Genomic DNA, 23,363 nt, shown 5'->3' with positions numbered 1-23,363 from the left:
TGGAAAGGCCCGACCATGCGCTCCGCGCTAGCAGCTCTCGCACAACTCACCACGAGAAAGGCCACGGCATGGCTGGTCCTGGTGATCACCGTCCTCCTGGCCGGTGCGGTGATGGTCGTCGGATCTTCCCTGGAGTCCGCCAGCTCGGCGCCTGACCCGCTGCCGGCGGACGCCGAGTCGGCTCAGGTCGCCGAGCTCCAGCAGAGCTTCCAGGGCGGGGACGTGCTGCCCGCGGTTGCGGTGGTCGAGCGTGACGGTGGGTTGACCGCGGAGGACCGGGCGTGGGTCGCCGAGGTGTCGCAGCGTTGGGCCGAGATCACCGGGAACGAGGTCTCGCCGCCGATCCCGGCGACCGACGGCGATGCCCTGATCGTCGCCATCGACGTCGACGCCGACGTGACCGGACTCGATCTCACCGAGCTCGTCGGCGAGCTGCGGGAGACGGTCGACGAGGACCGGCCCGACGGCCTCACGGTCCAGCTCACCGGCGGTGCCGCCTTCGCCGCCGACATCTCCTCGGCGTTCGAAGGTGCCGACGTGCGGCTCCTCCTCGTCACCGCCGCGGTCGTCGCCATCCTGCTGATCCTGACGTACCGCTCGCCGGTGCTGTGGCTCGTGCCCCTGATCGTGATCGCGGTCGCCGATCGCACCGCCTCGGTGGCGACCCAGATCATCGCGGACTGGACGGGCAACGGGCTCGACGGCTCGACGTCGGGGATCACCAGCGTGCTGGTCTTCGGTGCCGGCACGAACTACGCGCTCCTGCTGGTCTCGCGCTACCGCGAGGAGCTCCGGCGACATGAGCACCACCGCGATGCCCTCGCCGCCGCGGTGCGCGGTTCCGCCGAGGCGATCGTGGCCAGCAACCTCACCGTCGTACTCGCACTGTTGGCACTGGTGTTAAGCGTCGCTCCCAACACCCGGTCCCTGGGGGTCTCGGCTGCGATCGGCCTGCTGGTCGCCCTGCTCTTCGCTCTCTTCGCCCTGCCCGCCGCGCTGTCGTTGTTCGGTCGTGGCCTGTTCTGGCCGTTCGTGCCGCGCAACGGCGAGGACGAGAAGTCTCGCGACGGCGTCTGGTTCCGGATCGCCCGCACCGTGGTGAGCCGACCGGCAGTGGTGCTGGCCGTGGCCGCGGTGATCCTCGGCGTACTCGCCTCCGGGCTGCTGGGCGTCAAGGTCGGGCTCTCGCAGACCGACCAGTTCCGTGTCGACGCCGAGTCCGTCGACGGTCTGGACACCCTCTCGAAGCACTTCCCGCCCGGTGCCTCCGATCCGGTGACGATCGTGGTCGGCGCCGACGAGGCCGACGCGGTTCTCGCGCAGGTCAACCAGATGGACGGCGTCGACAGCGCTCGCCCGTCGGGCGAGAGCGGCGACCTGGCGAAGATCACCGCGACGCTGGAGGACGCACCGGCGACCCCGGAGAGCATCGAGACGATCGAGACGATGCGCAGCGAGCTGGCCGGCACCGGCGCTCTGGTCGGTGGCAGCGTGGCCAAGGACCTGGACAGCCGCAACGGCGCCGAGCGTGATCTCAAGGTCGTCGTGCCGTTGATCCTGCTGGTGGTGCTGCTCGTGCTCTTCGCGGTGCTGCGGTCGATCGTGACGCCGCTGGTGCTCGTCACCATCAGTGTGATCGCCACCTTCGCCGCCCTCGGCCTGGGCGCCTGGATGAGCACTCATGTCTTCGGTTTCCCGGCGCTCGACGTCAGCACACCGATCTACGCCTTCCTGTTCCTGGTGGCGCTCGGCGTCGATTACACGGTGTTCCTCGTCCTGCGAGCGAGGGAGGAGACCGCCGAGCACGACACGGTCGATGCGATGGTCATGGCGGTCGGGCTGACCGGTGGCGTCATCACCAGCGCCGGCATCGTGCTGGCCTCGGTGTTCGCGGTGCTGGGTGTGCTGCCCCTGATCACGCTGACCCAGGTGGGCCTGATCGTGGGCCTGGGCATCCTGCTGGACACCTTCCTCGTCCGCACCGTGGTCGTGCCGGCGGTCTTCGCCCTGGTCGGCGACAAGATCTGGTGGCCTGCCGCGATCTCCCGCCGGCACACCAAGGAGGCGGCTGTCAGTAGCCCGCGGTGAGCACGCGGGCTGCCTCCCGGCCGGCGTCGGCGTTGAGGACGCCGGCACGGGAGCCCGCGAGCTTGGCGGCGATGTGCTCGTCGACGGTGACGTCGCGGTAGAGGCGGGGGTGCTCGGCGTCGACGAACCCCGGCAGCGGGCCGATGATCGCCTCGGCGTCGCCGTCGAAGAAGTACGCGGCCGACCGGCGTCGCTGGATGGTGCCGGCGACGATCGGCGGCTTGACCCGGTGCAGGGTCGAGAGCCACTGCTCGTTGGTCAGCCGGGTCGTGAGGTCGCCGAGGTTGATCAGCAGCGCCCCCTCGGCCGGGCTGACGTCGTGCCAATCGCCGCCGTGCAGGACCTGGAGACCTTTGACCCGGTCGGCCCACAGGATCGTGACGATGCCGTAGTCGGTGTGCTCGCCCATCCCGATCATGTCCTCGTCGACCTCGACCCGGGTGCCTTCCGGGAGGGCGTAGTTGTTCATCCGCAGGACCTCGATCGGGTGGGCCGCGAGGCTCGCGATCGCGCCGCGCTCCAGGTCGAGCGCGTCCTCGAAGATGGTGACCATGGTGCGCGCGACCCGGGCGGCCTCGGCGCGCCAGGCGTCGATGCGCGCCTGGAAGTCCGACACCGACGGCCAGGTGTTCTCCGCGTAGTGCGCCGCGACGAGATCGGCGTCGGGGTGGTCGGAGACCGACGAGCCGACGTTGAAGGCCTCGAAGAAGTCCTTCATCCGCGTCTCGGACTGGACGCCGGCGCTGAGCGCGAGCGTCTCCGACTTCGGCGGGGTGTAGCCACGGTTCTCGGCGGCCGGTCGGCGCCACCGGCCCTTCTCTGCCGGCGGCAGGGCGAAGAATTCGTCCATGGCCGTGGCGAGACCAACGGCCGCGGACGTAGCGACGCCGTGACCGAGGATCTGGATGAAGCCGACCTCACGGCAGGCGGCGTCGATGGCGGCCGCCACGGCCGCCTTCTCCTGGGGCGTTCCGCCCTGGACGTACGCAGCGATGTCGACGGCGGGGACGTGGAAGGTGCTCACGGGTGTTCTCCTTGCTCGGAGCAGACGGTGGTCGTGCCCGGAGGTGTCCGCTTTCCCGGCCAGGAGGCCTTGCTTTCCGTTGAACTCGGGCGCCTCTCACCATAAGGCGATGATGTTTCCATGCCATTTCCGCGTCGACGAGCACCCCAGGGAGGCTATTTGTCGACTTGGACAACAAACCTCCCGCTGATGTTAGTGTCGCTGCCATGACGAGCCAGACGACGGAGCATCTGCGTCGGCGCAACCTCTCTCGGGTGCTCACCGTGCTCCATGAGGAGGGTGAGCGGTCGCGAGCGGAGCTGACTCGAGAGGTGGGACTGAGTCGGTCCACGATGGCAGGGGTCGTCGCCGAGCTGGTGAGGCTCGGCCTGGTGACTGAGTCGACGCCTGCTCTCACCGGCGGAGCGGGGCGGCCGAGCGGCGTCGTCCGGTTCGCGGACGACGTTGCCGTGGTCGCGGTCAACCCGGAGGTCGATGCCGTGCACGTCGGGCTGGTCGGTCTCGGCGGGCGGGTGCTCAAGCACGCCCGGATCGAGACGCCGGACACGGACGTGGCAACCGTCGTCGGGCTCGCCGCGGCAACGGTCACGGGCATGCTCGCCGGCGACCCGGTCCGCGTGCTCGGCCTTGGGCTCGCGATCCCTGGTCAGGTGCGCATGCGCGATGGTGTCGTGCGCCAGGCCACCCACCTGGGCTGGAGCGAGGTGCCCATCGTCGAGGAGGTCGCCAAGGCGACCGGCCTGAGGTCGTGGGCGGCCAACGCGGCGACGCTCGCGATGCGCGCAGAGAGTCGTTTTGGTGCCGGGAAAGGCGTCGCTGACCTCGTATATCTGATAGGCGGGGCGAGCGGCGTCGGCGGTGGTGCGGTGATGGCGGGGCGGCTGCTGACCGGCGCCGCCGGGTACGCAGGCGAGTTCGGCCACACCGTCGTGCGACCGGGCGGAGCTGCGTGCCATTGCGGTGCCTCCGGCTGCCTGGAGGCCGAGGTCGAGCAGGCGACCTTGTTGAGCGCGGTCGGCCTCGACGCCGCCGAGGCCGGTCGCCTCGGTGAGCGGATGGCGGAGCGACTTGCGGGCGACGGCGATGCGGAGCTCGCGGCCCTGGTTGCCGAGAAGGCGGGGCTGCTCGCGGTGGCGGTACGTAACGCCGTCAACGTGCTCAACCCCCAGGCCATCGTGCTGTCGGGCTTCCTGGCCGCGCTGCATGGCGCGGCGCCCGTCGATCTGGTCGGTGACGCTGTGGCGGCGATCCGCGAGGGGATCGAGGTTCGTGATGCCGCGCTGGGGGAGGAACAGTTGATGATCGGTGCCGCCGAGCTCGTATGGGCCGAGCTGCTGGCGGATCCGGCCGGCTTCCTGGCAGATCCCTGATTGCCGACGTTGACGTACAAACTTCGGTAAATCCTTCGAGACTCTGGCTGCATGTGTCTTGCGTCACATGAACTCCGCCATTATGTTCTAGTCACGAACAAATGGCGGCGGTGCGCTGAGGACCGCCAGACGATGGAGGTACGCCATGCGCAGCACCAGACCCAGACTCGCGCTCGGTGCGGCCGTGCTGGCTGCAGCGCTGGTCCTGTCAGCCTGTGGCGGCGGGGGCACCAGCACCGACAGTGACGACGTCGACACCGCTGTGGACGGGAAGGGCCGCACGCTCACGCTGTGGCACTACGAGAACGAGACCAGCGCCATGGGCGTGGCCTGGAAGGCCGCGATCGAGCAGTTCGAGAAGGAGACCGGCGCGAAGGTCGAGTTCGAGAACAAGGCATTCGAGCAGATCCGCACCACCGCCAGCCAGGTGCTCAACTCCGACAAGGCGCCCGACGTCATGGAGTACAACAAGGGCAACGCGACGGCGGGCCTGCTCGCCAGCCAGGGCCTCCTGACAAACCTCGACGGTGCCGTCAACGCCTACAAGTGGGAGGACAAGCTCGCCCCGAGCCTGCAGACCACCGCGACGTACGACAGCAAGGGCGTGATGGGGTCGGGCAGCTACTACGGCATCCCGAACTACGGCGAGTACGTCGAGTTCTTCTACAACGAGGACCTCTTCAAGAAGCACGGGGTCGAGGTGCCCACCACCTTCGAGGAGCTCGAGCAGGCGATGGCCGCGTTCGAGGCCAAGGGCATCACGCCACTGGCCGAGTCGGCCGCGGAGTACCCGCTCGGACAGCTCTGGTACCAGCTGGCCCTGACGAAGGCCGACCGTGACTGGGTCGACAGCTACCAGACCTACACCGACAAGGTCGACTTCACTGGACCCGAGATCAGCTACGCCACCGAGACCATCAAGGACTGGACGGAGAAGGGCTACATCTCCGAGAACGCCACCGGACTCAAGGCGGAGGACGCAGGAGTCAGCTTCATCAACGGCGAGGCGCCGATGTTCTTCTCCGGCAGCTGGTGGTACGGCCGGTTCGTCGAGGAGGCGAAGTTCAACTGGAGCACCGGGCTGTTCCCCGGCGCCGAGATCTCGCCCGGCTCCTCCGGCAACGTGTGGGTCGTACCGACCCAGGCGAAGGAGAAGGACCTGGCCTACAAGTTCATCGACATCACGATGAGCCCGGAGATCCAGAACTTGATGGGCAACAACGGCGGGGTGCCGGTGGCCGCAGACCCCGAGGCGATCACCGATGAGAAGAGCAAGGAGCTCATCGCCAACTTCAACACCCTGACCGAGCAGGACGGGCTGGGCTTCTACCCGGACTGGCCGACCCCGACGTTCTACGACGAGCTCAACGCGGGTCTGCAGGAGGTGCTCAACGGCACCAAGACGCCCGACGAGGTCAACGAGGAGCTCGGCGGCCTCTACCAGGACGGCGTCGACAGCATCACCGGCGGCTCCTGACCTGATGACGCCCACGAAGACCCAGCAGCCGGCGGGCTACTGGTGGTATCTCCTGCCCGGGCTGCTGCTGGTGTCGGCGATCGTGATCATCCCACTGGGGATGAACATCTACTACAGCTTCACCTCCTACCGCGGCATCCTGCCGCCGCAGTGGATCGGGCTGGAGAACTGGCAGCGGCTCTTCGCCGACGCCAAGTTCTGGACGTCGTTCCGCAACAGCATCGCCATGATCGTGGCGATGGTGGTCGTGCCGACGCTGCTGGGCCTGCTCATCGCCTCGGTGCTGTTCGACCTGGTCGGGAAGCGGTTCGGCGGGAAGGTGGCCAGCTTCCTGCGGGCCACCTACTACATCCCGCAGATCATCCCGATCGTCGTGGCGGCCATCGTGATCGGCTGGATCGCGCGTCCCGACGACGGCGCCCTCAACTCGATCCTCGACACGATCGGCCTCGACGGCGCCGAGCAGAACTGGCTCGGCGACCCGACCTGGGCGTTGCCGACGATCATGGTGGTGCTGATCTGGGTGCAGATCGGCTATCCGGTGGTCGTCTTCATGGCGGCGCTCGCGCGGGTCGACCCCGAGCTCTACGAGGCCGCCGAGCTCGACGGGGCCAACTGGTGGCACCGCTTCCGGGCGATCACGGTCGCGGTGATCCGCCCGGAGATCTTCGTGGTGGCCCTGACCTGCACGATCGCGGCGCTGAAGGTCTTCGCCCCGGTCTACGCGCTGACTCGCGGCGGTCCGGGCACATCGACGATCGTGCCCAGCTACTACTCCTACAGCGAGTTCTTCCAACGTACGCAGGTCGGCTACGGCGCCGCGATCTCGACCGCGCTGACCGTGGTGATCATCGCCGTTTCACTGGTCTTCCTGATCGCGCAGCGGCGGGTCGAGCGAGAAGAGGAAGAGCGATGAGAAGCTCGAGGAACCAGAAGCCGCTGGACTGGGTGCTGCTGTGCCTCGCCGTGCTCGGGGCACTGGTGGTGGTCGCCCCGCTGCTGCTGATCGTGCTCAACTCGTTCAAGTCGCCCGACGACTACAACCAGGGTGGCCCGCTGCAGCTGCCCTCACACCTCTACTTCGACGGCCTGGCGCGGTTCTGGGAGGCCTCGGACTTCCCCACGAAGGTGTGGAACAGCATCTTCATCTCCGCGATGGTGGCGGTGCTGGGTGTGCTGGTCTCGCTGTTCAATGCCTACGCCCTCGGAATCGGCCGGGCCCGGGGCAGGTTACCGCTGCTGGTCGTGTTCCTGCTGGCCAACATGCTGCCGCAAGAGGCGCTCCTCTACCCGCTCTACAACATGTCGAAGGCGGTCGGGCTCTACGACAGCCAGTGGTCGGTGATCATCATCTTCACCGTCATCCAGAGTGCGTTCGGCACCTACCTGCTCACCAGCGTCTACAGCGGGTTCCCACGCGAGCTGCTCGAGGCGGCCTCGATCGACGGCGCCGGCCGATGGCGCACCCTGTGGCAGGTGGTCGTGCCGGTCTCGTGGCAGACGCTGTCGGTGCTGCTGATCTTCTTCTTCATCTGGACCTGGAACGAGTTCCTGATCCCGACGACCTTCCTGGTCAGCAACGACAAGCAGACCGTGCCGCTCGCGGTGGCCGCACTCCAGGGCGAGAAACTGATGGACGTCACCACCACGAGCGCCTCGGCCCTGCTCGGCCTGATCCCCACCCTCGTCTTCTTCCTCATCTTCCAGCGCACGCTCACCCGCGGGGTCACCGCCGGGGCGATCAAGTGAGAAAGGCTCACCCGTGAAGTTCACCGACGGTTTCTGGCGCACCCTGCGTGGCGTGGAGATGCTCTACGCCAAGGAGGCCTACGACCTGGAGGCGACCGAGGACACCCTGGTGGTCACCGCGCCGACCAAGGTCATCGAGTCCCGTGGCGACACCCTCAACCGGCCGACGCTGACGGTCACCCTCAGCTCACCGTTGGAAGGCGTCATCGGCGTACGCATCGAGCATCTGCGCGGGGCCCGCAAGCCCCGCGGGTTCGAGCTGGTCGGCGCGGAGGAGGGAGTGGCGAAGGCCGCCACCAGCGAGGCGGGCGGTGTGCTGCGCAGCGGTCCGCTGCGGGCCACCGTCGCGGCCGGAGCACCGTGGGAGCTGCGGTTCGAGGCCGACGGGAAGGTGCTGACCCACAGCGGCGAGCGGTCGGTCGGCTACGCCGTCACGGCCGGTGAGACGTACGTCCACGAGCAGCTCTCGCTCGATGTCGGCGAGCTCGTCTACGGCCTCGGTGAGCGGTTCGGGCCGTTGGTGAAGAACGGGCAGACCGTGGATGTGTGGAACGCCGATGGCGGCACGTCCAGCGACCAGGCGTACAAGAATGTCCCCTTCTACCTCACCAACCGCGGCTACGGGGTGCTGGTCAACCACTCCGGGAAGGTCTCCTTCGAGGTCGGCAGCGAGTCGGTCGAGCGGGTGCAGTTCTCGGTGCCGGGGGAGAGCCTGGACTACTTCATCGTCTACGGCCCGACGCCGGAGGAGATCCTGGAGCGCTACACCGCGCTGGTCGGGCGGCCGGCGCGGGTGCCGGCGTGGAGCTATGGCCTGTGGCTCTCGACCAGCTTCACCACCGACTACGACGAGGAGACCGTCGCCGGGTTCCTGGACGCGATGGCCGAGCGTCGCCTGCCGCTGTCGGTGTTCCACTTCGACTGCTTCTGGATGCGCGAGTTCAACTGGTGCGACTTCGAGTGGGATCCGCGGACGTTCCCCGATCCCGACGGGATGCTCGAGCGGCTGCACACCGAGCGTGACCTGCGGGTCTGCGTCTGGATCAACCCTTACATCGCGCAGCGCTCTCCGCTCTTCGACGAGGCCGCTGACCTGGGATTTCTGGTGCGGCGGGCGAGCGGCGAGGTCTGGCAGTGGGACATGTGGCAGGCCGGGATGGCGCTGGTCGACTTCACCAACCCGGACGCCACCGAGTGGTTCAAGTCGAAGTTGCGCCGGCTGGTCGAGCAGGGTGTCGACTGCTTCAAGACCGACTTCGGCGAGCGGATCCCGACCGACGTCGTCTATCACGACGGATCCGACCCCGTGCAGATGCACAACTGGTACACCCAGCTCTACAACCAGGCCGTGTACGACGTCCTGGTCGAGCAGCGCGGCGAGGGCGAGGCGGTCCTCTTCGCCCGCTCGGCCACCGTCGGCGGCCAGCGGCTGCCGGTGCACTGGGGTGGCGACTGTACGCCGACCTATGAGTCGATGGCCGAGACGTTGCGTGGCGGGCTGTCGCTGGCGATGAGCGGGTTCGGGTTCTGGAGCCATGACATCGGTGGGTTCGAGGGCACGCCGGATGCCGGGTTGTTCAAGCGCTGGACCGCGTTCGGGATGCTCTCCAGCCACTCCCGGCTGCACGGCAGCGGCTCCTACCGGGTGCCGTGGACCTTCGACGAGGACCCGGTGACCGGTGCCGTCGACGCGGGGCCGCAGAGCGCGGTCGCGGTGACCAGACGATTCACCGAGCTCAAGCTCTCCCTGATGCCCTATCTGTACGCCGCCGGGCTGGCCGCCAGCTCCCGCGGGGTCCCGATGATGCGGCCGCTGGCGATGGCCTTCCCCGATGACCTCGGGAGCGCGTACGTCGACCGGCAGTATCTGCTCGGTCCGGACCTCCTCGTCGCGCCGGTGTTCGCGCCCGACGGCTCCGTCGACGTCTATCTGCCGCCGGGCCGCTGGACCGACTGGTGGACCGGCCGGGTCGTGGAGGGCGGCGGCTGGCGCCGCGAGCAGTACGGCTTCGACACCCTCCCGCTCTACGTACGCTCCGGGGCGGTCGTGCCGATCGGAGCTCGCACGGACCGGCCCGACTACGACTACCTGGACGGTCTCGAGCTGCGCGTCTTCCCAGGTCTTGAGGCCGGCCAGGAGCGGGTGGTCGAGGTGGTCACCCCGGACGGGGTCTCGGCGACGTACGCCGTGGTGATGGGTGCCGATGGGCAGCCGCGGGTGACGACGACGTCGACCGCGCCCTGGCGGGTGGAGATCGTCATGCCTTACTGACGCCTTCGTCGCCGAGGTGTTCGCCGAAGAAGGCGAGGATGCGCCGCCAAGCGTCCTCCGCCTCGGGTTCGGAGTAGTTGAAGCCGACCACGCGTTCCAGGACCGGGGCCGGGGTGGGGAAGCCCCAGTCGTTCATGAAGCTGTGCCCGACGTCCGGATAGTCCTTGACGTCGTGGGGTACGTCGCCCGCGGCGAGCGCCGCCTCGACCTTGGCCGCGGCGCCGGGCAGGAGGCGGTCCTTGGCGCCGTAGCTCGCGACCATCGGGCACGAGGAGCTCAGCGCGGACAGGCTTCCGGGCAGCACCCCGTAGTTGGGCGCGGCAGCGTCGAAGATGCCCCGCGGAGCCAGCAGGAGCGTGAAACCGCCGCCCATGCAGAAGCCGACGACGCCGACCTTGCCGGTGCAGCGTGGATCCTCGGCGAGGTGGTCGCGAGCGGCGATCAGATCGTCGACCGCGGTGCCCTTGCCGGTCACCAGCGACTTCATCGTGCTGACGACACACCCGACCTTCGGGCCGCGCTCGTAGAGCGCCGGAGTCAGCGTCAGGTAGCCGTTGGCCGCGAACCGGTCGCTGATCCGCTTGATGTCCGAGGTCATGCCGAGGATGTCCTGCACGACCACCACGCCGGGCCAGGGCCCGGCACCCTCGGGCACCGAAAGGTAGCCACGCGTCGGACCCGCGGGAGCGGCATAGTCGATCATCGACATCTCATCACCTCGGTGCGATCCTCGCAGGTCCGACGATCCTGCAGGCCGGATGCCGCGCGACCCGATAGGATTTCGTGGTGATTCGCCAGGCTCGGGGTCTTGACGGAGGCCGGGGTGCGCCATGAGGACATGTTCGGTCCCAGGCTCCGCCGGCTGCGTGAGTCGCGTTCGCTGACACAGGGCGCGCTGGCGCGGGCCGCAGGGCTCAGCGTCGCCTCGATCCGCGACCTCGAGCAGGGGAGGACGAGGCGTCCGAGGGCGGCCTCGCTGCGTGCGCTCGCCGAGGCGCTGGACCTGAGCGCGGAGGAGACGGCCCGGTTCGCCGAGGCCTTCACCCCCGCCCGCGAGGCCGACGGCGCGGTGGTGAGCATCGCCGTCCTCGGGCCGACCGTCGTGGTCCGCGACGGAGTGCCGGTCGAGATGGCCGACCAGGTCGGCCTGCTGTTGCGGCGGCTGGCCCTGGAGCCGGGGGAGAAGGTCGGGCGCGACGAGCTGCTCGACCTGCTGTGGCCCGAGCTCACCTCGGCCGAGTCGGGCAGACGGCTGGCCCAGCTGCTCCGGCGTCTGCGCGCCCTCGTCGCGCCGATCGCGGTCACCCAGGACGGCAGCGCCCTCCGCCTCGACGCCTCGGCCGACGAGCTCGACCTGGTCCGCTTCCGTGAGCTGACCGCGACCGACGAGATGGCCCCGCTGACCGAGGCCGTCGGCCTGTGGCGGGGGCGTCCTGACGGGTTCGACCAGGCGCCCTGGCTGTCGAGCACCATCGAGGACGAGTACGTCGCGGTCGTGCTCAGATGGGCGACCCTCGGCGTTGCCGAGGGCTTGGCCATCGAGGCGCTCCCGGTCGTGGGCGAGCTCGCCCGGTTGCGGCCGCTGGACGAGCCGTTGTGGGCGGCGTACGTGAAGGTGCTGGCGGCGGCCGGGCGGCAGGCCGAGGCGCTCGCCGCCTACGAGACGGTCCGGTCCGTGCTGGCCGAGGAGCTCGGGCTGGACCCGAGCCCGGTCCTCGAGGATGTCCGCCAAGGGACGCTGGAGGGCCGCTGGCACACCCGGCGCCCGACGCTGGTCGAGGGCGCGCGCCGGCGGGACGTACCTCGGGAGGTGCCGGCGGCGCCGGCGCTGATCGGGCGTGACGCCGAGCTCGCGATGCTGGCGGCCGGGCTCGGCGAGGGCGGCGGTGCCGCGGTGCTGGTCACCGGGCCGGCCGGCTCCGGGAAGAGCGCGCTGGCGCTGACCGCCGCGGCCAGGCTGAGCGGCGACTTTCCCGACGGCCAGCTCTACGCCGACCTCCATGGCGTCTCGGGCGAGCCGGTCGACCCCGGCACGGTGCTGCGGCGCTTCCTGCGCTCGCTCGGCCTCTCCGGCCAGCAGATCCCGACCGACGCCGCCGACGCCGCGGCCCTGCTCCGCAGCGAGCTCTCCGACCGCCGGATGCTGATCGTGCTGGACAGTGTCGACAGCCCCGGCCAGGTCATTCCGCTGCTGCCCGGGCTCGGCGCCAACCGGACGATCCTCACCAGCCGCCACCGGCTGCCGGCCCTCGCGGGCACGATCGACCTGGGCCGCCAGATCCACCTCGGCGAGCTCAGCACCGACGTCTCCGTCCAGCTCATCGGTGCGATCGTCGGCCATGAGCGCGTCGCCGCAGCGCCGCACGCGAGCGAGTCGCTGGCGCTGGCGTGCGGCCGTCTCCCGCTGGCGCTCAGGATCGCCGCGGCCAGACTGCTGAGCCGCCCAGAATGGTCGATCGAGACGTATGCCGACCGGCTGAGCGAGAGCTCCCACCGGCTCGCCGAGCTGGCCGTCGGCGAGGTGAGCGTGGCAGCCAGTCTCGAGATCTCCTACGCCGCGATGCCCGCCGAAGCGCGGCGCGCGTTCCGGCTGTGCTCGCTGATCTCGGCCTACGACTTCGACCCCGCACCCGCCTGCGCCGTCCTCGACCGCGACCCGGACACCACGCAGCGGCTGCTCGAGGACCTGGTCGACGCCAACATGCTGCAGACCGCCGACTCCGCCGACGGCGTCGGGCGCTACCACTACCACGACCTGCTCCGGCTCCACGCCGGCGATCTGGCCACGGCCGACCAGGAGCAACCGAAGGCGCAGCGCCGGCTCGCCGACTGGCTGCTCGACACCACGGTCAGCGCCGCCGGCACCGCCTATCCGGGCCGCCTGCGCGCGCTGGAGATCGAGCCTTCGCCGGGCAGCCGCTTCGACTCGGCCGACGACGCTCGCACCTGGCTCGACCGCGAGGCGCAGCTGCTGATCGCGTTCGCGAAGCAGGCAGCGACCGACCCAAACCGGCGTCACTACGCCTGGAAGCTCGTCGACCAGGCCCGGATCCACTACCGCACCCGCCTCGACGTGACCACCTACCTCGAGCTCGTGACGGTCGGGGCCGAGGCCGCCATGCTCGAGGACGAGGCGCGGGCCGAGGCCTTCCTGCGTACGCTGAAAGCCGATGTGCTCGGGGTCCTGGGGCGGATGGAGGAGGCCTGGGCGGAATCGGACCGCGCCTGGAGTCTGCTCGACACGAGCGGATGGCCGCAGGGGCTGGCGTTCGCGTCGATCGTCGACGGCCACCGCCACCGGGTCGCGGACTCCGGCCGCGAGGCCGAGGTCGCCTACACGCACGCGCTGAAGATCCTCGGCGACGTCGAGGGCACCGAGGGGCTGCGGTCCTGGGCGCATCAGGCCCTCGGCATCGCCTGCACCGAGCAGGGCCGATTCGAGGAGGGACGCGTCCACCATCTTCAAGCGGTCGAGCTGAGCGAGGTGCAGGGCAGCGCGACCCCGCTCGAGCTCGCGACCCTGGCGGCGGCCGAGCGCGCCCTCGGCCTGCTCGACTCAGCCGGCGACCGGTTGGAGTCGGCGCTGGCGCAGGCCACCCGCAACCGGAGCCCGTTCGCCGAGGCCAACGCGCTCGAGGAGCTCAGCCTGCTCGCCCTGGTCCGTGGCGACCACGCCTCGGCGCTCGAGCTCGCCGAGCGGGCCCACCGGACCGCGCGGGCCCACGGGGACGTACGTTTCGTCGCGTCGACGGCGTGCAGCTATGCCGCCGCCCTCGATGCGACCGGGAACCACCGCGACGCCGCCGAGACGTATGAGTACGCGGTCCGGCTCAGCCACACGCACGTCGCCTCCTTCACCGAGACCCGTGCCCGGATCGGGCTGGCCGAGGCGCTCCATGCCGAGGGCGACACCACGGCAGCAAGGGTCCACGCCCGCCGGGGGCGGCAGCTGGCCGCCGAGCACGGCTTCGCGCCGTTGCGGCGCGAAGCCGACCGGGTGCTCGGGCAGCTCTAGTCGACCTTGGACGGGTGCTTGGCCAGCGGGGTGACCTGGACGTCCATGTAGGGGAACAGCGGCAGGCCGGAGAGGATCTGGTGGAGCTCGTCATGGGACTCGACGTCGAAGACCGAGAAGTTGGCGTACTCCCCGGCGATCCGCCACAGGTGCGGCCACTTCCCGGCGCGCTGGAGCTCCTGGGCGTAGGCCTTCTCGCGGGCGATCGTGTCGTCGCGGACGTCCGGATCCAGGTCGTGCGGGATCCGGACGTCCATGCGTACGTGATAGAGCATCAGCCGCGAACCGGGTCGAGCACGAAGCCATAGTCGACGCTCACCGAGCCGTCCCCGTTGGCCACGGGCGCGAGCACCAGCTCGGGCTTGACCGCCGAGGCGATGTCGTCGTCGTTGTGCTCGTCACCGGGGAAGTAGAGCTGGGCGGTGAGCAGCTCGTGACCCGGGGCCGACACCTTGACGTGCAGGTGCGCGGGACGCCAGGCGTGCCAGCCGGCGGCGGCGATGAGCTTGCCGCAGGAGCCGTCGGTCGGGATCTGGTAGGGCGCCGGCTGGATCGTGTGGATCTCGAAGGCGCCGTCGGCCACGACGGTGAAGCTGCCACGCAGGTTCCACTCCGGGATGCCGGGGGCGAACTGCGAGTAGAAGCCGTCGGCGTCGGCGTGCCACAGCTCGACCTTGGCACCGTCGAGCGGGGTGCCGTCGGTGGAGGTGATCGTGCCGGTCCAGGTCAGCGGGGTGCCGGCCTCGCCGTCACGCATCGGAATGGTGCCGTTCGCGCCCTGCTCGGGGGCGTCGGGGACGTAGTAGGGGCCCTCGATGGTGCCCTTGTTGCCCTCGCGGTGCTCGGTGGCGACCTTCTCGATCTCGTGCTCGACCCAGACGTCGAGGAAGAGCGGCCATTCGCCGTCCTGGCCGACCTGGATCAGCCACGCCTTGAGCGCGTTGTACTCGTCGTAGCTGACCTTCTCCTCGCGGATCGTGTCGTAGACGGCGTTGAGCACGCGCTTGGCCAGCGTGTCGACGCGCTCCGGCGGGGTGTCCTTGACTGCGTCGAAGGGCGACTTGTCGGCTGCAAAGCGCTCGGTGGCGGAGGCGCCCGAGGCGGCCGCGGAAGCGGCCTCGGTGGCTGCCTGGGTGGACTCGAGGGTCTGGTCGGTGGTCATGGGTGTGTCCTCTCGTGTTGCGGTGGGGTCAGGTGTTCAGTTGTCGGTGCGGTAGCGATCGAGCTTCTCCGGATCGATCTCGACCCCGAGGCCGGCACCAGGACGTACGGCGAGCTCGCCGTCGCGGATCTCGAGGGGCTCGGTGAGCAGGTCATCGGCCATGTCGAGGAAGTTGGAGAGCTCACCGGCGCGGCGGGAGGTGAGCCGGTGGGCCGCGCCGAAGGCGATCGAGCAGGCGCTGCCGAGCTGGCCGTCGATCTGGTTGCCCATCACGACCTCCAGCCCGAGGCCTTCGGCCAGATGCAGCACCTGCTGTGACCCGGTGAAGCCGGTGCGCGCGGTCTTGATGCTGATCGCGGTGGCGGAGCCACCGAGCACCTCGCGGGTCACGTCGGCAGCCGTCGGGACCGACTCGTCGGCGATGAACGGCACATCGAGCTGGCTGACCAGCCAGCGCCGCCCGAGCACGTCGTCGGCGGGGTTGAGCTCCTCGGCGAAGAGCAAGTCCAGGTCGGCCATCTGCTTCATCGCGCGGGCGGACTCGGCCGCGGTCCAGCCGCGGTTGCCGTCGACGTACAGCTCGATCTCGGCGCCGAACCGCTCGCGCAGTGCACGGACGACGGCGGTGTCGAGCTCGATGGGGGAGCGGCCGACCTTCACCTTGAACGTCGAGATCCCGTACGTCTCCCGCATCCGCTCCGCCTCGGCGACCATCGCCTCGGGCCCGTCGAAGCCGAGCATGTGGGAGACCCGCATCCGATCGGTGAAGGCACCGAGAAGGTCGACGACCCGCAGGTCCAGGGTCTTGCCGAGGGCATCCCACATGGCCATGTCGACGGCGGCCTTCGCGGTCGGGTTGCCGACGGTGCGCTCCATCAGGACACGGGCGGTCTCGCGCTCGAGCAGGGTGAGCCCGGCGAGCTGTGGGGCGAAGAGCTGGTCGATGACGGCGATGATCCCGGTCTGGGTCTCGCCGTAGGTGAACGGCCGCGGCGGCGCCTCGGCGACGCCCACGACGCCGTCGTCGGTGTGCACCCGGACGAGCACGTGCTGGGCGGTGTGGACCTCGCCGGAGGCGAAGCGCAGCGGCTTGCGATAGGGGATGGCGAACGGGATCGCCTCGATCCTGGTGATCTTCATGACCGGGGAGCTTCCAGACGGGGTGCGGTGAACAGGTCGGCGGCCTCGAGGACCTCGATGACGGCGTCGACGACGGGGTTGTCGTCGTCGGTGCGATAGGCGAGGGAGAGCTCGACGCTGCCCGCGTCGAGCAGGTCGCGGAAGATCACGCCCTCCAACGGAAGGGCCCGGACGGAGGCCGGGACGACCGCGACGCCGAGGCCCGCGGCGACCAGCGCCAGCAGGACCGCGGTGCTCGGTGCCTCGTGCTCGCGGCGCGGCACGAACCCGGCCTCGCGGCAGCTGCGCAGGACCGCCTCGTTGACCGCCGAGTCGCGGGCGCTGTAGGCCACGAACGGCTCGGTGCGCAGGTCGGCCAGGGCCACGACGGGCTCGACGGCGAGCCGGTGGTCGACGGGGATGGCGAGCGCGAGGGGCTCGACCTCGAGGGTGCGCAGGGTCAGTCCCTCGCCCGTGGCGGGCGGTCGCAGTACGCCGAGGTCGAGCGCCCCGCTCTGCAGCCGCTCGCACTGGGCCGGGGTGAGCAGGTCGGCATGGATCTCCAGCGCCACCTCGGGCAGCTCGCGCTTGACCACCCGGGCGATGCCCGGCAGGTGCGAGAACGAGGCGGTGCCGGTCAGTCCCAGGCGGACCAGGCCGTGGCGGCCGGCCCCGATGCGGCGTACGCCTCGGACGCTGTCGTCGACGGCGGCCAGGACCCGGGCGGCCTCGGTGCGGAGGAACTCGCCGGCCGGGGTGAGGGAGACCTGGCGGGTGGTCCGGGTGAACAGGGTGACGTCGAGCTCGGACTCGAGCTGGCGGATCGCCTGGGAGAGCGCCGGCTGGGCGATGTGCAGCTGCGCCGCGGCCTGCCCGAAGTGGCAGGTCTCGGCGACCGCGGCGAAGTACCGCAGGTGGCGTAGCTCCATGAAGCGCTCCTCACGAGGTGGTGATGACCGCCACACTAGGTCTGCGATAGATAAACAACAAGGACGAAACTGCCGCCTATTGATTGATTCGAATGATCAATGGGTGCCTAGGTCGGAACTGGGCATTCGCCTGGTGTGACGGCCGCCACGTCTTGCGAGGGTGTGGTGACCGTCACCCGTTGGAGGCATCACCATGACCGCACCGCTCACCGAGAGCCTGGGCCACATCGAGAACGTCCTGTCGGACGCCGTGGTCGAGGACCGCGAGGCCGGGATCTACCGCGCCAACCGCCGGATCTTCACCGACGAGGAGGTCTTCGAGCTGGAGATGAAGCACATCTTCGAGGGCAACTGGATCTACCTCGCCCACGAGAGCCAGGTGCCCAACCCCGGCGACTACCTCACCACCTACATCGGGCGGCAGCCGGTGATGATCACTCGCGACAAGGACGGCGAGCTGCACTGCATGATCAACGCCTGCGCCCACCGTGGCGCGATGCTGTGCCGGCGCAAGACCGACAACCGGATGACCCTGACCTGCCCGTTCCACGGCTGGACGTTCCGTAACGACGGCACCCTGCTGAAGGTCAAGGACCCCGACGACGCGGGCTATCCGGAGAGCTTCAACACCGAGGGCTCGCACAACCTCACCCACGTGGCTCGCTTCGACAGCTACCGCGGCTTCCTGTTCGGCTCGCTCAACCAGGACGTACTGCCGCTCGAGGAGCACCTCGGTGACACCGTCAAGGTGATCGACATGCTCGTCGACCAGTCGCCCGAGGGGCTCGAGGTGCTGCGCGGTTCCTCGACCTACACCTACGACGGCAACTGGAAGGTCCAGGCGGAGAACGGCGCCGACGGCTACCACGTGACCGCGACCCACTGGAACTACGCGGCGACCACCTCGCGTCGCAACACCGGCGAGTCGAAGAACACCACCAAGACCGTCGACGCCGGCAGCTGGGGCAAGGCGGGTGGCGGCTACTGGTCCTACCCGAACGGCCACCTGTGCCTGTGGACCTGGGCGGCCAACCCCGCCGACCGGCCGCTGTGGGACCAGATGGACGTGCTCAAGGAGAAGTTCGGCGAGGCCAAGGGCGAGTTCATGGTCAAGGGCTCGCGCAACCTGCTGCTCTATCCGAACGTGTACCTGATGGACCAGTTCTCGACCCAGATCCGGCACTTCCGCCCGATCTCGGTCGACAAGACCGAGGTCACCATCTACTGCATCGCCCCGAAGGGCGAGAGCCCTGAGTCGCGGGCCTGGCGGATCCGGCAGTACGAGGACTTCTTCAACGCCTCCGGCATGGCCACGCCCGACGACCTGGAGGAGTTCCGCTCCTGCTTCCTGACCTACCAGGCCTCCGCCGCGCCGTGGAACGACATGAGCCGCGGTGCCGAGCACTGGCACACCGGCCCCGACGAGGTCGCCGAGGCGCTGGAGATGCCGGGCGTCATCTCGGCCGGCGCGAAGAACGAGGACGAGGGCCTCTACCCGGTCATGCACGCGCAGTGGACCGAGCAGATGCGCGCGGCCATCGCGAACGAGAAAGGCAACTGACGATGACGATCACGCAGAACGCCGCTCCCGCGGGGGCGAAGCTCATCACCCACGGCATGATCGAGCAGTTCCTCTACCGCGAGGCGCGCTTCCTGGACGACCGCGAGTTCGAGAAGTGGCTCGAGTGCTACGCCGACGACGTCGTCTACTGGATGCCCTGCTGGGACGACGCCGACCTCCTCACCGAGGACCCGCAGACCGAGATGTCACTCATCTACTACCCCAACAAGGGCGGCCTGGAGGACCGGGTCTTCCGGATCCGTACGGAGCGGTCCTCGGCCACCTCTCTCCCCGAGCCGCGTACCTCGCACAACATCAGCAACGTCGAGGTCATCGAGCGCCGCGGCGACCTGGTCGACGTGCGCTTCAACTGGCACACCATGTACTTCCGCTACAAGACCGTCGACCCCTACTACGGCACGTCGTTCTACACCATCGACTTCTCCGGCGAGCAGCCGCTGATCCGCCGCAAGAGCGTGGTGCTGAAGAACGACTACATCCACCACGTCGTCGACATCTACCACGTCTGAGGCGCCTGCGATGACTGCAATCGAGACCGAGATCGCGACCCATCAGGTGGCCCTCTCCTTCGAGGACGGGGTGACCCGGTTCATCACCGTGCGTGAGGACCAGACCGTCGCCGACGCGTCCTACCGGCAGCGGATCAACATCCCGCTGGACTGCCGCGACGGCGCCTGCGGGACGTGCAAGGCGCTGTGCGAGTCGGGGGAGTACGACGGTGGCACCTACATCGAGGACGCGCTCTCCGAGGCGGAGGCCGCCGAGGGGTACGCCCTGCCGTGCTCGATGAAGCCGCGCTCGGACCTCGCGCTGCAGATCGCCACCACCTCCGAGGTCGCCAAGACCGGCGCCGCCAGCTACACCGGCACCGTCGTCGGCCTGGACCGGCTGAGCCCGACCACGGTCGAGCTCTCCATCGACATCCCCAACCGGGGCGAGCTGGCCTTCCTGCCGGGTCAGTACGTCAACATCGCCGTGCCGGGCACCGAGGTGACCCGTTCGTACTCCTTCGCGAACGCCCCGCACGAGGAGCGGCTCGTCTTCCTGGTCAAGCTCACCCCGGGCGGTGCGATGTCGACCTGGCTGACCGAGCGCGCCGCCGCGGGTGACGAGGTCACCTTCGCCGGGCCGAACGGCTCCTTCTTCCTGCGCGAGGCACGCCGGCCGGTGCTGATGCTGGCTGGTGGCACCGGGCTCGCACCCGTGCTTTCGATGCTGCGCCAGCTCGAGGTCGACGGCTGCGACCGCGGTGGCCGCCTGGTCTACGGCGTCAGCACCGACGACGACCTGGTCAAGCTCGACGAGGTCGGTGAGCTGGTCTCGCGGCTGCCCGGGTTCAGCTGGGACCACTGCGTCTCCGACCCCGCCTCGACCGCGGCCAACAAGGGCTACGTGACGAGCCTGATCGGCGAGGACGACCTGCACGACGGCGACGTCGCGATCTACCTGTGCGGCCCGCCCCCGATGGTCGAGGCGGTGCGTACGCACGTCGCCGCTGCGGGCCTCCAGCCCACCGGGTTCTACTACGAGAAGTTCGCCCTCGCCGTCCCCGCCGGCTCTGCCGAGGCGTCAGCCCCGTCGGCCGAGACGTCGCCCGCGTCGGCCGAAGCGTCACCTGCGCCTGTCGAGCTGGAGACCCACCCGGACGCGCGGGCCATCGCGGGGCAGGAGATGCTCCCGGCGCTCGACCTCGGACCGAGCGGATCGGCCACCGTGGCTCGCGACGACGGCGATGTCGTACGCCGGATCGCCGGTCAGCTGGTCGCGCCGGCCGCACTCGACGGAGTCGACGGTGTCGTGCTCGAGGACGACGGTCTGACCGTGACCGATGACGCCCGGCGGATCGGTGGTCAGGAGGTGTTCCCGCCCGGTGATGACCACTCGTCCGACGCGACTGACGCCTCGGCCGACGCGGGAGACGCCTCGACGACGGCGGACGGCTACACGATCGGTGAGGAGCATCCGGACCTCTCGGCCTCGGATGCGATCTTCGAGGCCCGAGCGGCGCTGGAGGTGGGGGCGCTCGATCTGACCATCGGACGGCTCGACTCCCAGCAGCTGGCCGGCTACCGGCTGCTCGCCGAGTCCACCCTGCCGTACGTGGACGGTGACCGGTTCCTCGACGCCCACGGCTACACCGAGTCGAACGCGGCCTTCCATGACTACCTGTTCACCCTCACCGGCAACAGCCACCTGCTGGCCGCCTACCAGGCGCTCGGGGTCAAGGGCCGGATGGAGGACGTGCTGCGCAACGCCACCTGGTGCCACCCACGGTGCACCCAGGACCACCTCGACATCGTCGAGGCCTTCGAGTGCGGCGACCGGGCGGCAGCCCGCGAACTGATCAAGGCCCACAGCGAGCGGTCGCAGGAGACGATGCGGCGCGCCATGGCCGAGTCGGCCACCGCGACCAGGCCGCGGTTCATCACCCCGGGCCGGTTCGCCGGCCAGGTCGTGGTGGTCACCGGCGCGGCCCAGGGCATCGGCGCCCAGGTGGCCCGCCGGGTGGCCGCCGAGGGCGGAAAGGTCGTCCTCGCCGACCGCTCCCCGCTGGTCGCCGAGGTCACCCACGAGCTCACCGGCCAGGGCGCGAGCGTCACCGCGGTCGAGTGCGACCTCGAGCACTACGAGGGCGCGGCCGCGCTGGTGGAGCGGGCCCTGGAGACGTACGGCCGGATCGACGTGCTGATCAACAACGTCGGCGGCGCGATCAACTTCAAGCCGTTCACCGAGTTCACGCCTGCGCAGATCGACGCCGAGATCACCCGGTCGCTGATGACCACGCTGTACGCCTGCCGGGCCGCTCTGCCGGGCATGGTCGAGCGCGGCCACGGCGTCATCGTCAACGTCTCCTCGGCCGCGACCCGGGGCATCCACCGGATCCCGTACTCCGCGGCGAAGGGCGGGATCAACGCGATCACCGCCTCGCTCGCGCTGGAGTACGCCGGCTCGGGCGTCCGGGTCACCGCGACGGCCCCGGGAGGTACGGAGGCTCCGCCGCGCCGGATCTCCCGGGGCACACCACAGCCGCGTACCGACACCGAGAAGGCGTGGTTCCAGGCCCACATCGACCAGACCCTCGAGACCTCACTGATGCACCGCTACGGCACGCTCGACGAGCAGGCCGCCGCGATCTGCTTCCTCGCCTCCGAGGAAGCCTCCTACATCACCGGCACGGTCCTTCCCGTCGCCGGCGGTGACCTCGGCTGAGCCACCAGGTCCTCTCTCGGGGCCGTCCCTCCCTTCGCGAGCACGCTCGCGTCACCCATGGAGATGACCCATGTCCGAAAACTCCGATGAAATCACTCGGGCCAAGACCGGGCGCCAGCTCGCCTGGGTCGTCGCGCTCTCCGCGCTGGCCCTGATGTTCGACGGCTACGACCTCGTGGTCTACGGCACGGTGCTGCCGACCCTGATGGCCGACCCAACCCAGATCGGGCAGCTCTCTGCGGGCCAGGCGGGCACCCTGGGGAGCTATGCGCTGGTCGGGGTGCTCGTCGGCGCGCTGAGCGCCGGTGCGGTCAGCGACCGGATCGGCCGCCGGAAGGTCGTGCTCGCCAGCATCACCTGGTTCTCGCTCGGGATGGCCGCGACCGCGTTCGCCCAGTCGATCGCCGTCTTCGGCATGCTCCGCTTCCTCACCGGCATCGGGCTGGGCGCGATCCTGGCGACCGTCGGCGCCCTGGTCGCCGAGTTCGCGCCGCCGGAGCGGAAGAACCGGCTCAACGCGATCGTCTACAGCGGCATCCCCGCCGGTGGTGTGGCCGCCTCCGTGATGGCGCTCATCATCGACCCGAGCGGCTCCAACTGGCGGATCCTGATGGCGATCGGCGCCGCCCCGCTGGTGCTCCTGCTGCCCTTCGCGATCGCCAAGCTGCCCGAGTCGCAGCTGTGGCTCGACTCCCGCGGCCGGGTCGCGTCGACCACCGCCCAGGAGGCGGTCGGCTTCAGCGCCCTGGCCCGCCGCCCGCTCGCGTTCCCGACCATGGTGCTCGGGCTGATGAGCTTCTCCGGCCTGCTGCTCACCTACGGCCTGAACACCTGGCTGCCGAAGATCATGGAGGACAACGGCTACGGCAAGGGGTACGCCCTCACCTTCCTGCTGGTGCTCAACGGTGGCGCCATCTTCGGTGGCCTCCTCGCCTCCTACGTCGCCGACCGCACCGGCGCCAAGAAGGTGGTCTCGACGACCTTCGTGCTCGCCGCCCTGATGCTGTTGCTGCTGCCCCTCGGGCTGCCGCTCGCCGTCCTGTTCCCGGCCGTCGCGATCGCCGGCGTCGGCACGATCGGTACGCAGGTGCTCATCTACGGGCTCGTCGCCAACTACTACCCGACCCGGGCCCGCGGCGCGGGCGTCGCCTGGTGTGCCGGATTCGGTCGGCTCGGCGGGATCGTCGGACCGATCATCGGCGGGGCACTGGTCGCCGCCGGGGTCGGCGGCACCACCGCCTTCCAGATCTTCGCGGCCGTCGCGGTGCTCGGTGCCGTGGTCGCCTCCGCCGTGCCGCGGTCCCCGGAAGAGACCGTCGTGAGCGTCACGCTCGACGACGGCGTACCAGCCTGAGAGGGGCCTAGG

Annotated in this window: 17 protein-coding genes; 11 read left to right on the top strand and 6 right to left on the bottom strand. The window is 69.7% G+C overall.

Annotation, left to right across the window (positions count from 1 at the left end; genetic code table 11):
- Positions 1–15: 15 nt before the first annotated feature.
- Complete coding sequence (locus OG801_RS08850; protein ID WP_406035283.1) at positions 16–2,088, top strand: MMPL family transporter; 2,073 nt, start codon at positions 16–18, stop codon at positions 2,086–2,088.
- Here the strand turns inward: OG801_RS08850 and OG801_RS08845 are convergent.
- Positions 2,072–3,112 (bottom strand): isopenicillin N synthase family dioxygenase, encoded by a 1,041-nt coding sequence (locus tag OG801_RS08845; RefSeq protein ID WP_406035281.1) that lies wholly within the window; start codon positions 3,110–3,112, stop codon positions 2,072–2,074. The genes OG801_RS08850 and OG801_RS08845 overlap by 17 nt on opposite strands.
- Before the next feature lie 206 nt (positions 3,113–3,318).
- Here OG801_RS08845 and OG801_RS08840 point away from each other — a divergent pair, with 206 nt between their 5' ends.
- From OG801_RS08840 to yicI, 5 genes are all read left to right on the top strand, one after another.
- Positions 3,319–4,482, top strand: a complete 1,164-nt coding sequence (locus OG801_RS08840) for an ROK family protein (protein ID WP_406035279.1) — start codon at positions 3,319–3,321, stop codon at positions 4,480–4,482.
- A gap of 145 nt (positions 4,483–4,627) precedes the next feature.
- A complete protein-coding gene (locus OG801_RS08835) occupies positions 4,628–5,959 on the top strand; it encodes an ABC transporter substrate-binding protein (protein WP_406035277.1) in 1,332 nt (443 codons plus the stop codon).
- Between the two features lie 4 nt (positions 5,960–5,963).
- Positions 5,964–6,875, top strand: coding sequence for a carbohydrate ABC transporter permease (locus OG801_RS08830; protein ID WP_406035275.1), 912 nt, complete (start codon positions 5,964–5,966; stop codon positions 6,873–6,875).
- Positions 6,872–7,708: a carbohydrate ABC transporter permease gene (locus OG801_RS08825; RefSeq protein WP_406035273.1), complete on the top strand. Its 837-nt coding sequence runs from the start codon at positions 6,872–6,874 to the stop codon at positions 7,706–7,708. The genes OG801_RS08830 and OG801_RS08825 overlap by 4 nt, the downstream gene beginning before the upstream one ends.
- Positions 7,709–7,721: 13 nt before the next feature.
- Positions 7,722–9,980 carry an alpha-xylosidase gene (gene yicI / locus OG801_RS08820; protein WP_406035271.1) on the top strand — a complete coding sequence of 753 codons (2,259 nt, stop codon included), beginning with the start codon at positions 7,722–7,724 and terminating at the stop codon, positions 9,978–9,980.
- Here the strand turns inward: yicI and OG801_RS08815 are convergent.
- Entirely contained in the window at positions 9,967–10,689 is a 723-nt protein-coding gene (locus OG801_RS08815) for a dienelactone hydrolase family protein (protein WP_406035269.1), read from the bottom strand. The genes yicI and OG801_RS08815 overlap by 14 nt on opposite strands.
- Positions 10,690–10,788: 99 nt before the next feature.
- On the opposite strand from OG801_RS08815, the gene OG801_RS08810 reads away from it, so the two are divergent.
- Positions 10,789–13,995 (top strand): BTAD domain-containing putative transcriptional regulator, encoded by a 3,207-nt coding sequence (locus OG801_RS08810; RefSeq protein WP_406035267.1) that lies wholly within the window; start codon positions 10,789–10,791, stop codon positions 13,993–13,995.
- Here OG801_RS08810 and catC read toward each other — a convergent pair.
- The 4 genes from catC to OG801_RS08790 are packed head-to-tail and all read right to left on the bottom strand — an operon-like array spanning position 13,992 to position 17,205.
- Positions 13,992–14,270: a muconolactone Delta-isomerase gene (gene catC, locus OG801_RS08805; RefSeq protein ID WP_008361945.1), complete on the bottom strand. Its 279-nt coding sequence runs from the start codon at positions 14,268–14,270 to the stop codon at positions 13,992–13,994. The genes OG801_RS08810 and catC overlap by 4 nt on opposite strands.
- Positions 14,270–15,157, bottom strand: a complete 888-nt coding sequence (gene catA / locus OG801_RS08800; RefSeq protein ID WP_406035265.1) for a catechol 1,2-dioxygenase — start codon at positions 15,155–15,157, stop codon at positions 14,270–14,272. Before catA ends, catC begins: the two co-directional genes overlap by 1 nt.
- A gap of 36 nt (positions 15,158–15,193) precedes the next feature.
- A complete protein-coding gene (locus OG801_RS08795) occupies positions 15,194–16,297 on the bottom strand; it encodes a mandelate racemase/muconate lactonizing enzyme family protein (RefSeq protein ID WP_406035263.1) in 1,104 nt (367 codons plus the stop codon).
- Complete coding sequence (locus OG801_RS08790; RefSeq protein WP_355019249.1) at positions 16,294–17,205, bottom strand: LysR substrate-binding domain-containing protein; 912 nt, start codon at positions 17,203–17,205, stop codon at positions 16,294–16,296. The genes OG801_RS08795 and OG801_RS08790 overlap by 4 nt, the downstream gene beginning before the upstream one ends.
- 193 nt (positions 17,206–17,398) lie before the next feature.
- On the opposite strand from OG801_RS08790, the gene benA reads away from it, so the two are divergent.
- The 4 genes from benA to OG801_RS08770 all read left to right on the top strand — a co-directional run bounded on the left by benA (position 17,399) and on the right by OG801_RS08770 (position 23,351).
- The gene (gene benA, locus OG801_RS08785; RefSeq protein WP_355019248.1) at positions 17,399–18,766 is read left to right on the top strand and encodes a benzoate 1,2-dioxygenase large subunit; all 1,368 of its coding nucleotides are present in this window, start codon (positions 17,399–17,401) and stop codon (positions 18,764–18,766) included.
- Between the two features lie 2 nt (positions 18,767–18,768).
- Entirely contained in the window at positions 18,769–19,296 is a 528-nt protein-coding gene (gene benB / locus OG801_RS08780; RefSeq protein WP_355019247.1) for a benzoate 1,2-dioxygenase small subunit, read from the top strand.
- A 10-nt stretch (positions 19,297–19,306) separates the two neighbouring features.
- Entirely contained in the window at positions 19,307–21,997 is a 2,691-nt protein-coding gene (gene benC, locus OG801_RS08775; protein ID WP_406035260.1) for a benzoate 1,2-dioxygenase electron transfer component BenC, read from the top strand.
- 70 nt (positions 21,998–22,067) lie between these two features.
- Positions 22,068–23,351 (top strand): MFS transporter, encoded by a 1,284-nt coding sequence (locus OG801_RS08770; protein ID WP_406035258.1) that lies wholly within the window; start codon positions 22,068–22,070, stop codon positions 23,349–23,351.
- Positions 23,352–23,363: the final 12 nt, after the last annotated feature.

Origin of the sequence: Nocardioides sp. NBC_00163, from assembly GCF_045206295.1 — a bacterium.
GTDB lineage: Bacteria > Actinomycetota > Actinomycetes > Propionibacteriales > Nocardioidaceae > Nocardioides.
The sequence above is the reverse complement of the archived record's forward strand: the minus strand, read 5'-3'. Positions and strand labels throughout refer to the sequence as shown.

Bases quoted from the DNA above. Each gene is read 5' to 3' on its own strand.
- OG801_RS08795 (WP_406035263.1), bottom strand. From the start codon at position 16,297: ATGAAGATCACCAGGATCGAGGCGATCCCGTTCGCCATCCCCTATCGC.
- OG801_RS08815 (WP_406035269.1), bottom strand. From the start codon at position 10,689: ATGTCGATGATCGACTATGCCGCTCCCGCGGGTCCGACGCGTGGCTAC.
- OG801_RS08830 (WP_406035275.1), top strand. From the start codon at position 5,964: ATGACGCCCACGAAGACCCAGCAGCCGGCGGGCTACTGGTGGTATCTC.
- benC (WP_406035260.1), top strand. From the start codon at position 19,307: ATGACTGCAATCGAGACCGAGATCGCGACCCATCAGGTGGCCCTCTCC.
- OG801_RS08825 (WP_406035273.1), top strand. From the start codon at position 6,872: ATGAGAAGCTCGAGGAACCAGAAGCCGCTGGACTGGGTGCTGCTGTGC.
- OG801_RS08850 (WP_406035283.1), top strand. From the start codon at position 16: ATGCGCTCCGCGCTAGCAGCTCTCGCACAACTCACCACGAGAAAGGCC.
- catC (WP_008361945.1), bottom strand. From the start codon at position 14,270: ATGCTCTATCACGTACGCATGGACGTCCGGATCCCGCACGACCTGGAT.
- OG801_RS08840 (WP_406035279.1), top strand. From the start codon at position 3,319: ATGACGAGCCAGACGACGGAGCATCTGCGTCGGCGCAACCTCTCTCGG.
- benB (WP_355019247.1), top strand. From the start codon at position 18,769: ATGACGATCACGCAGAACGCCGCTCCCGCGGGGGCGAAGCTCATCACC.
- OG801_RS08835 (WP_406035277.1), top strand. From the start codon at position 4,628: ATGCGCAGCACCAGACCCAGACTCGCGCTCGGTGCGGCCGTGCTGGCT.
- benA (WP_355019248.1), top strand. From the start codon at position 17,399: ATGACCGCACCGCTCACCGAGAGCCTGGGCCACATCGAGAACGTCCTG.
- catA (WP_406035265.1), bottom strand. From the start codon at position 15,157: ATGACCACCGACCAGACCCTCGAGTCCACCCAGGCAGCCACCGAGGCC.
- OG801_RS08790 (WP_355019249.1), bottom strand. From the start codon at position 17,205: ATGGAGCTACGCCACCTGCGGTACTTCGCCGCGGTCGCCGAGACCTGC.
- OG801_RS08770 (WP_406035258.1), top strand. From the start codon at position 22,068: ATGTCCGAAAACTCCGATGAAATCACTCGGGCCAAGACCGGGCGCCAG.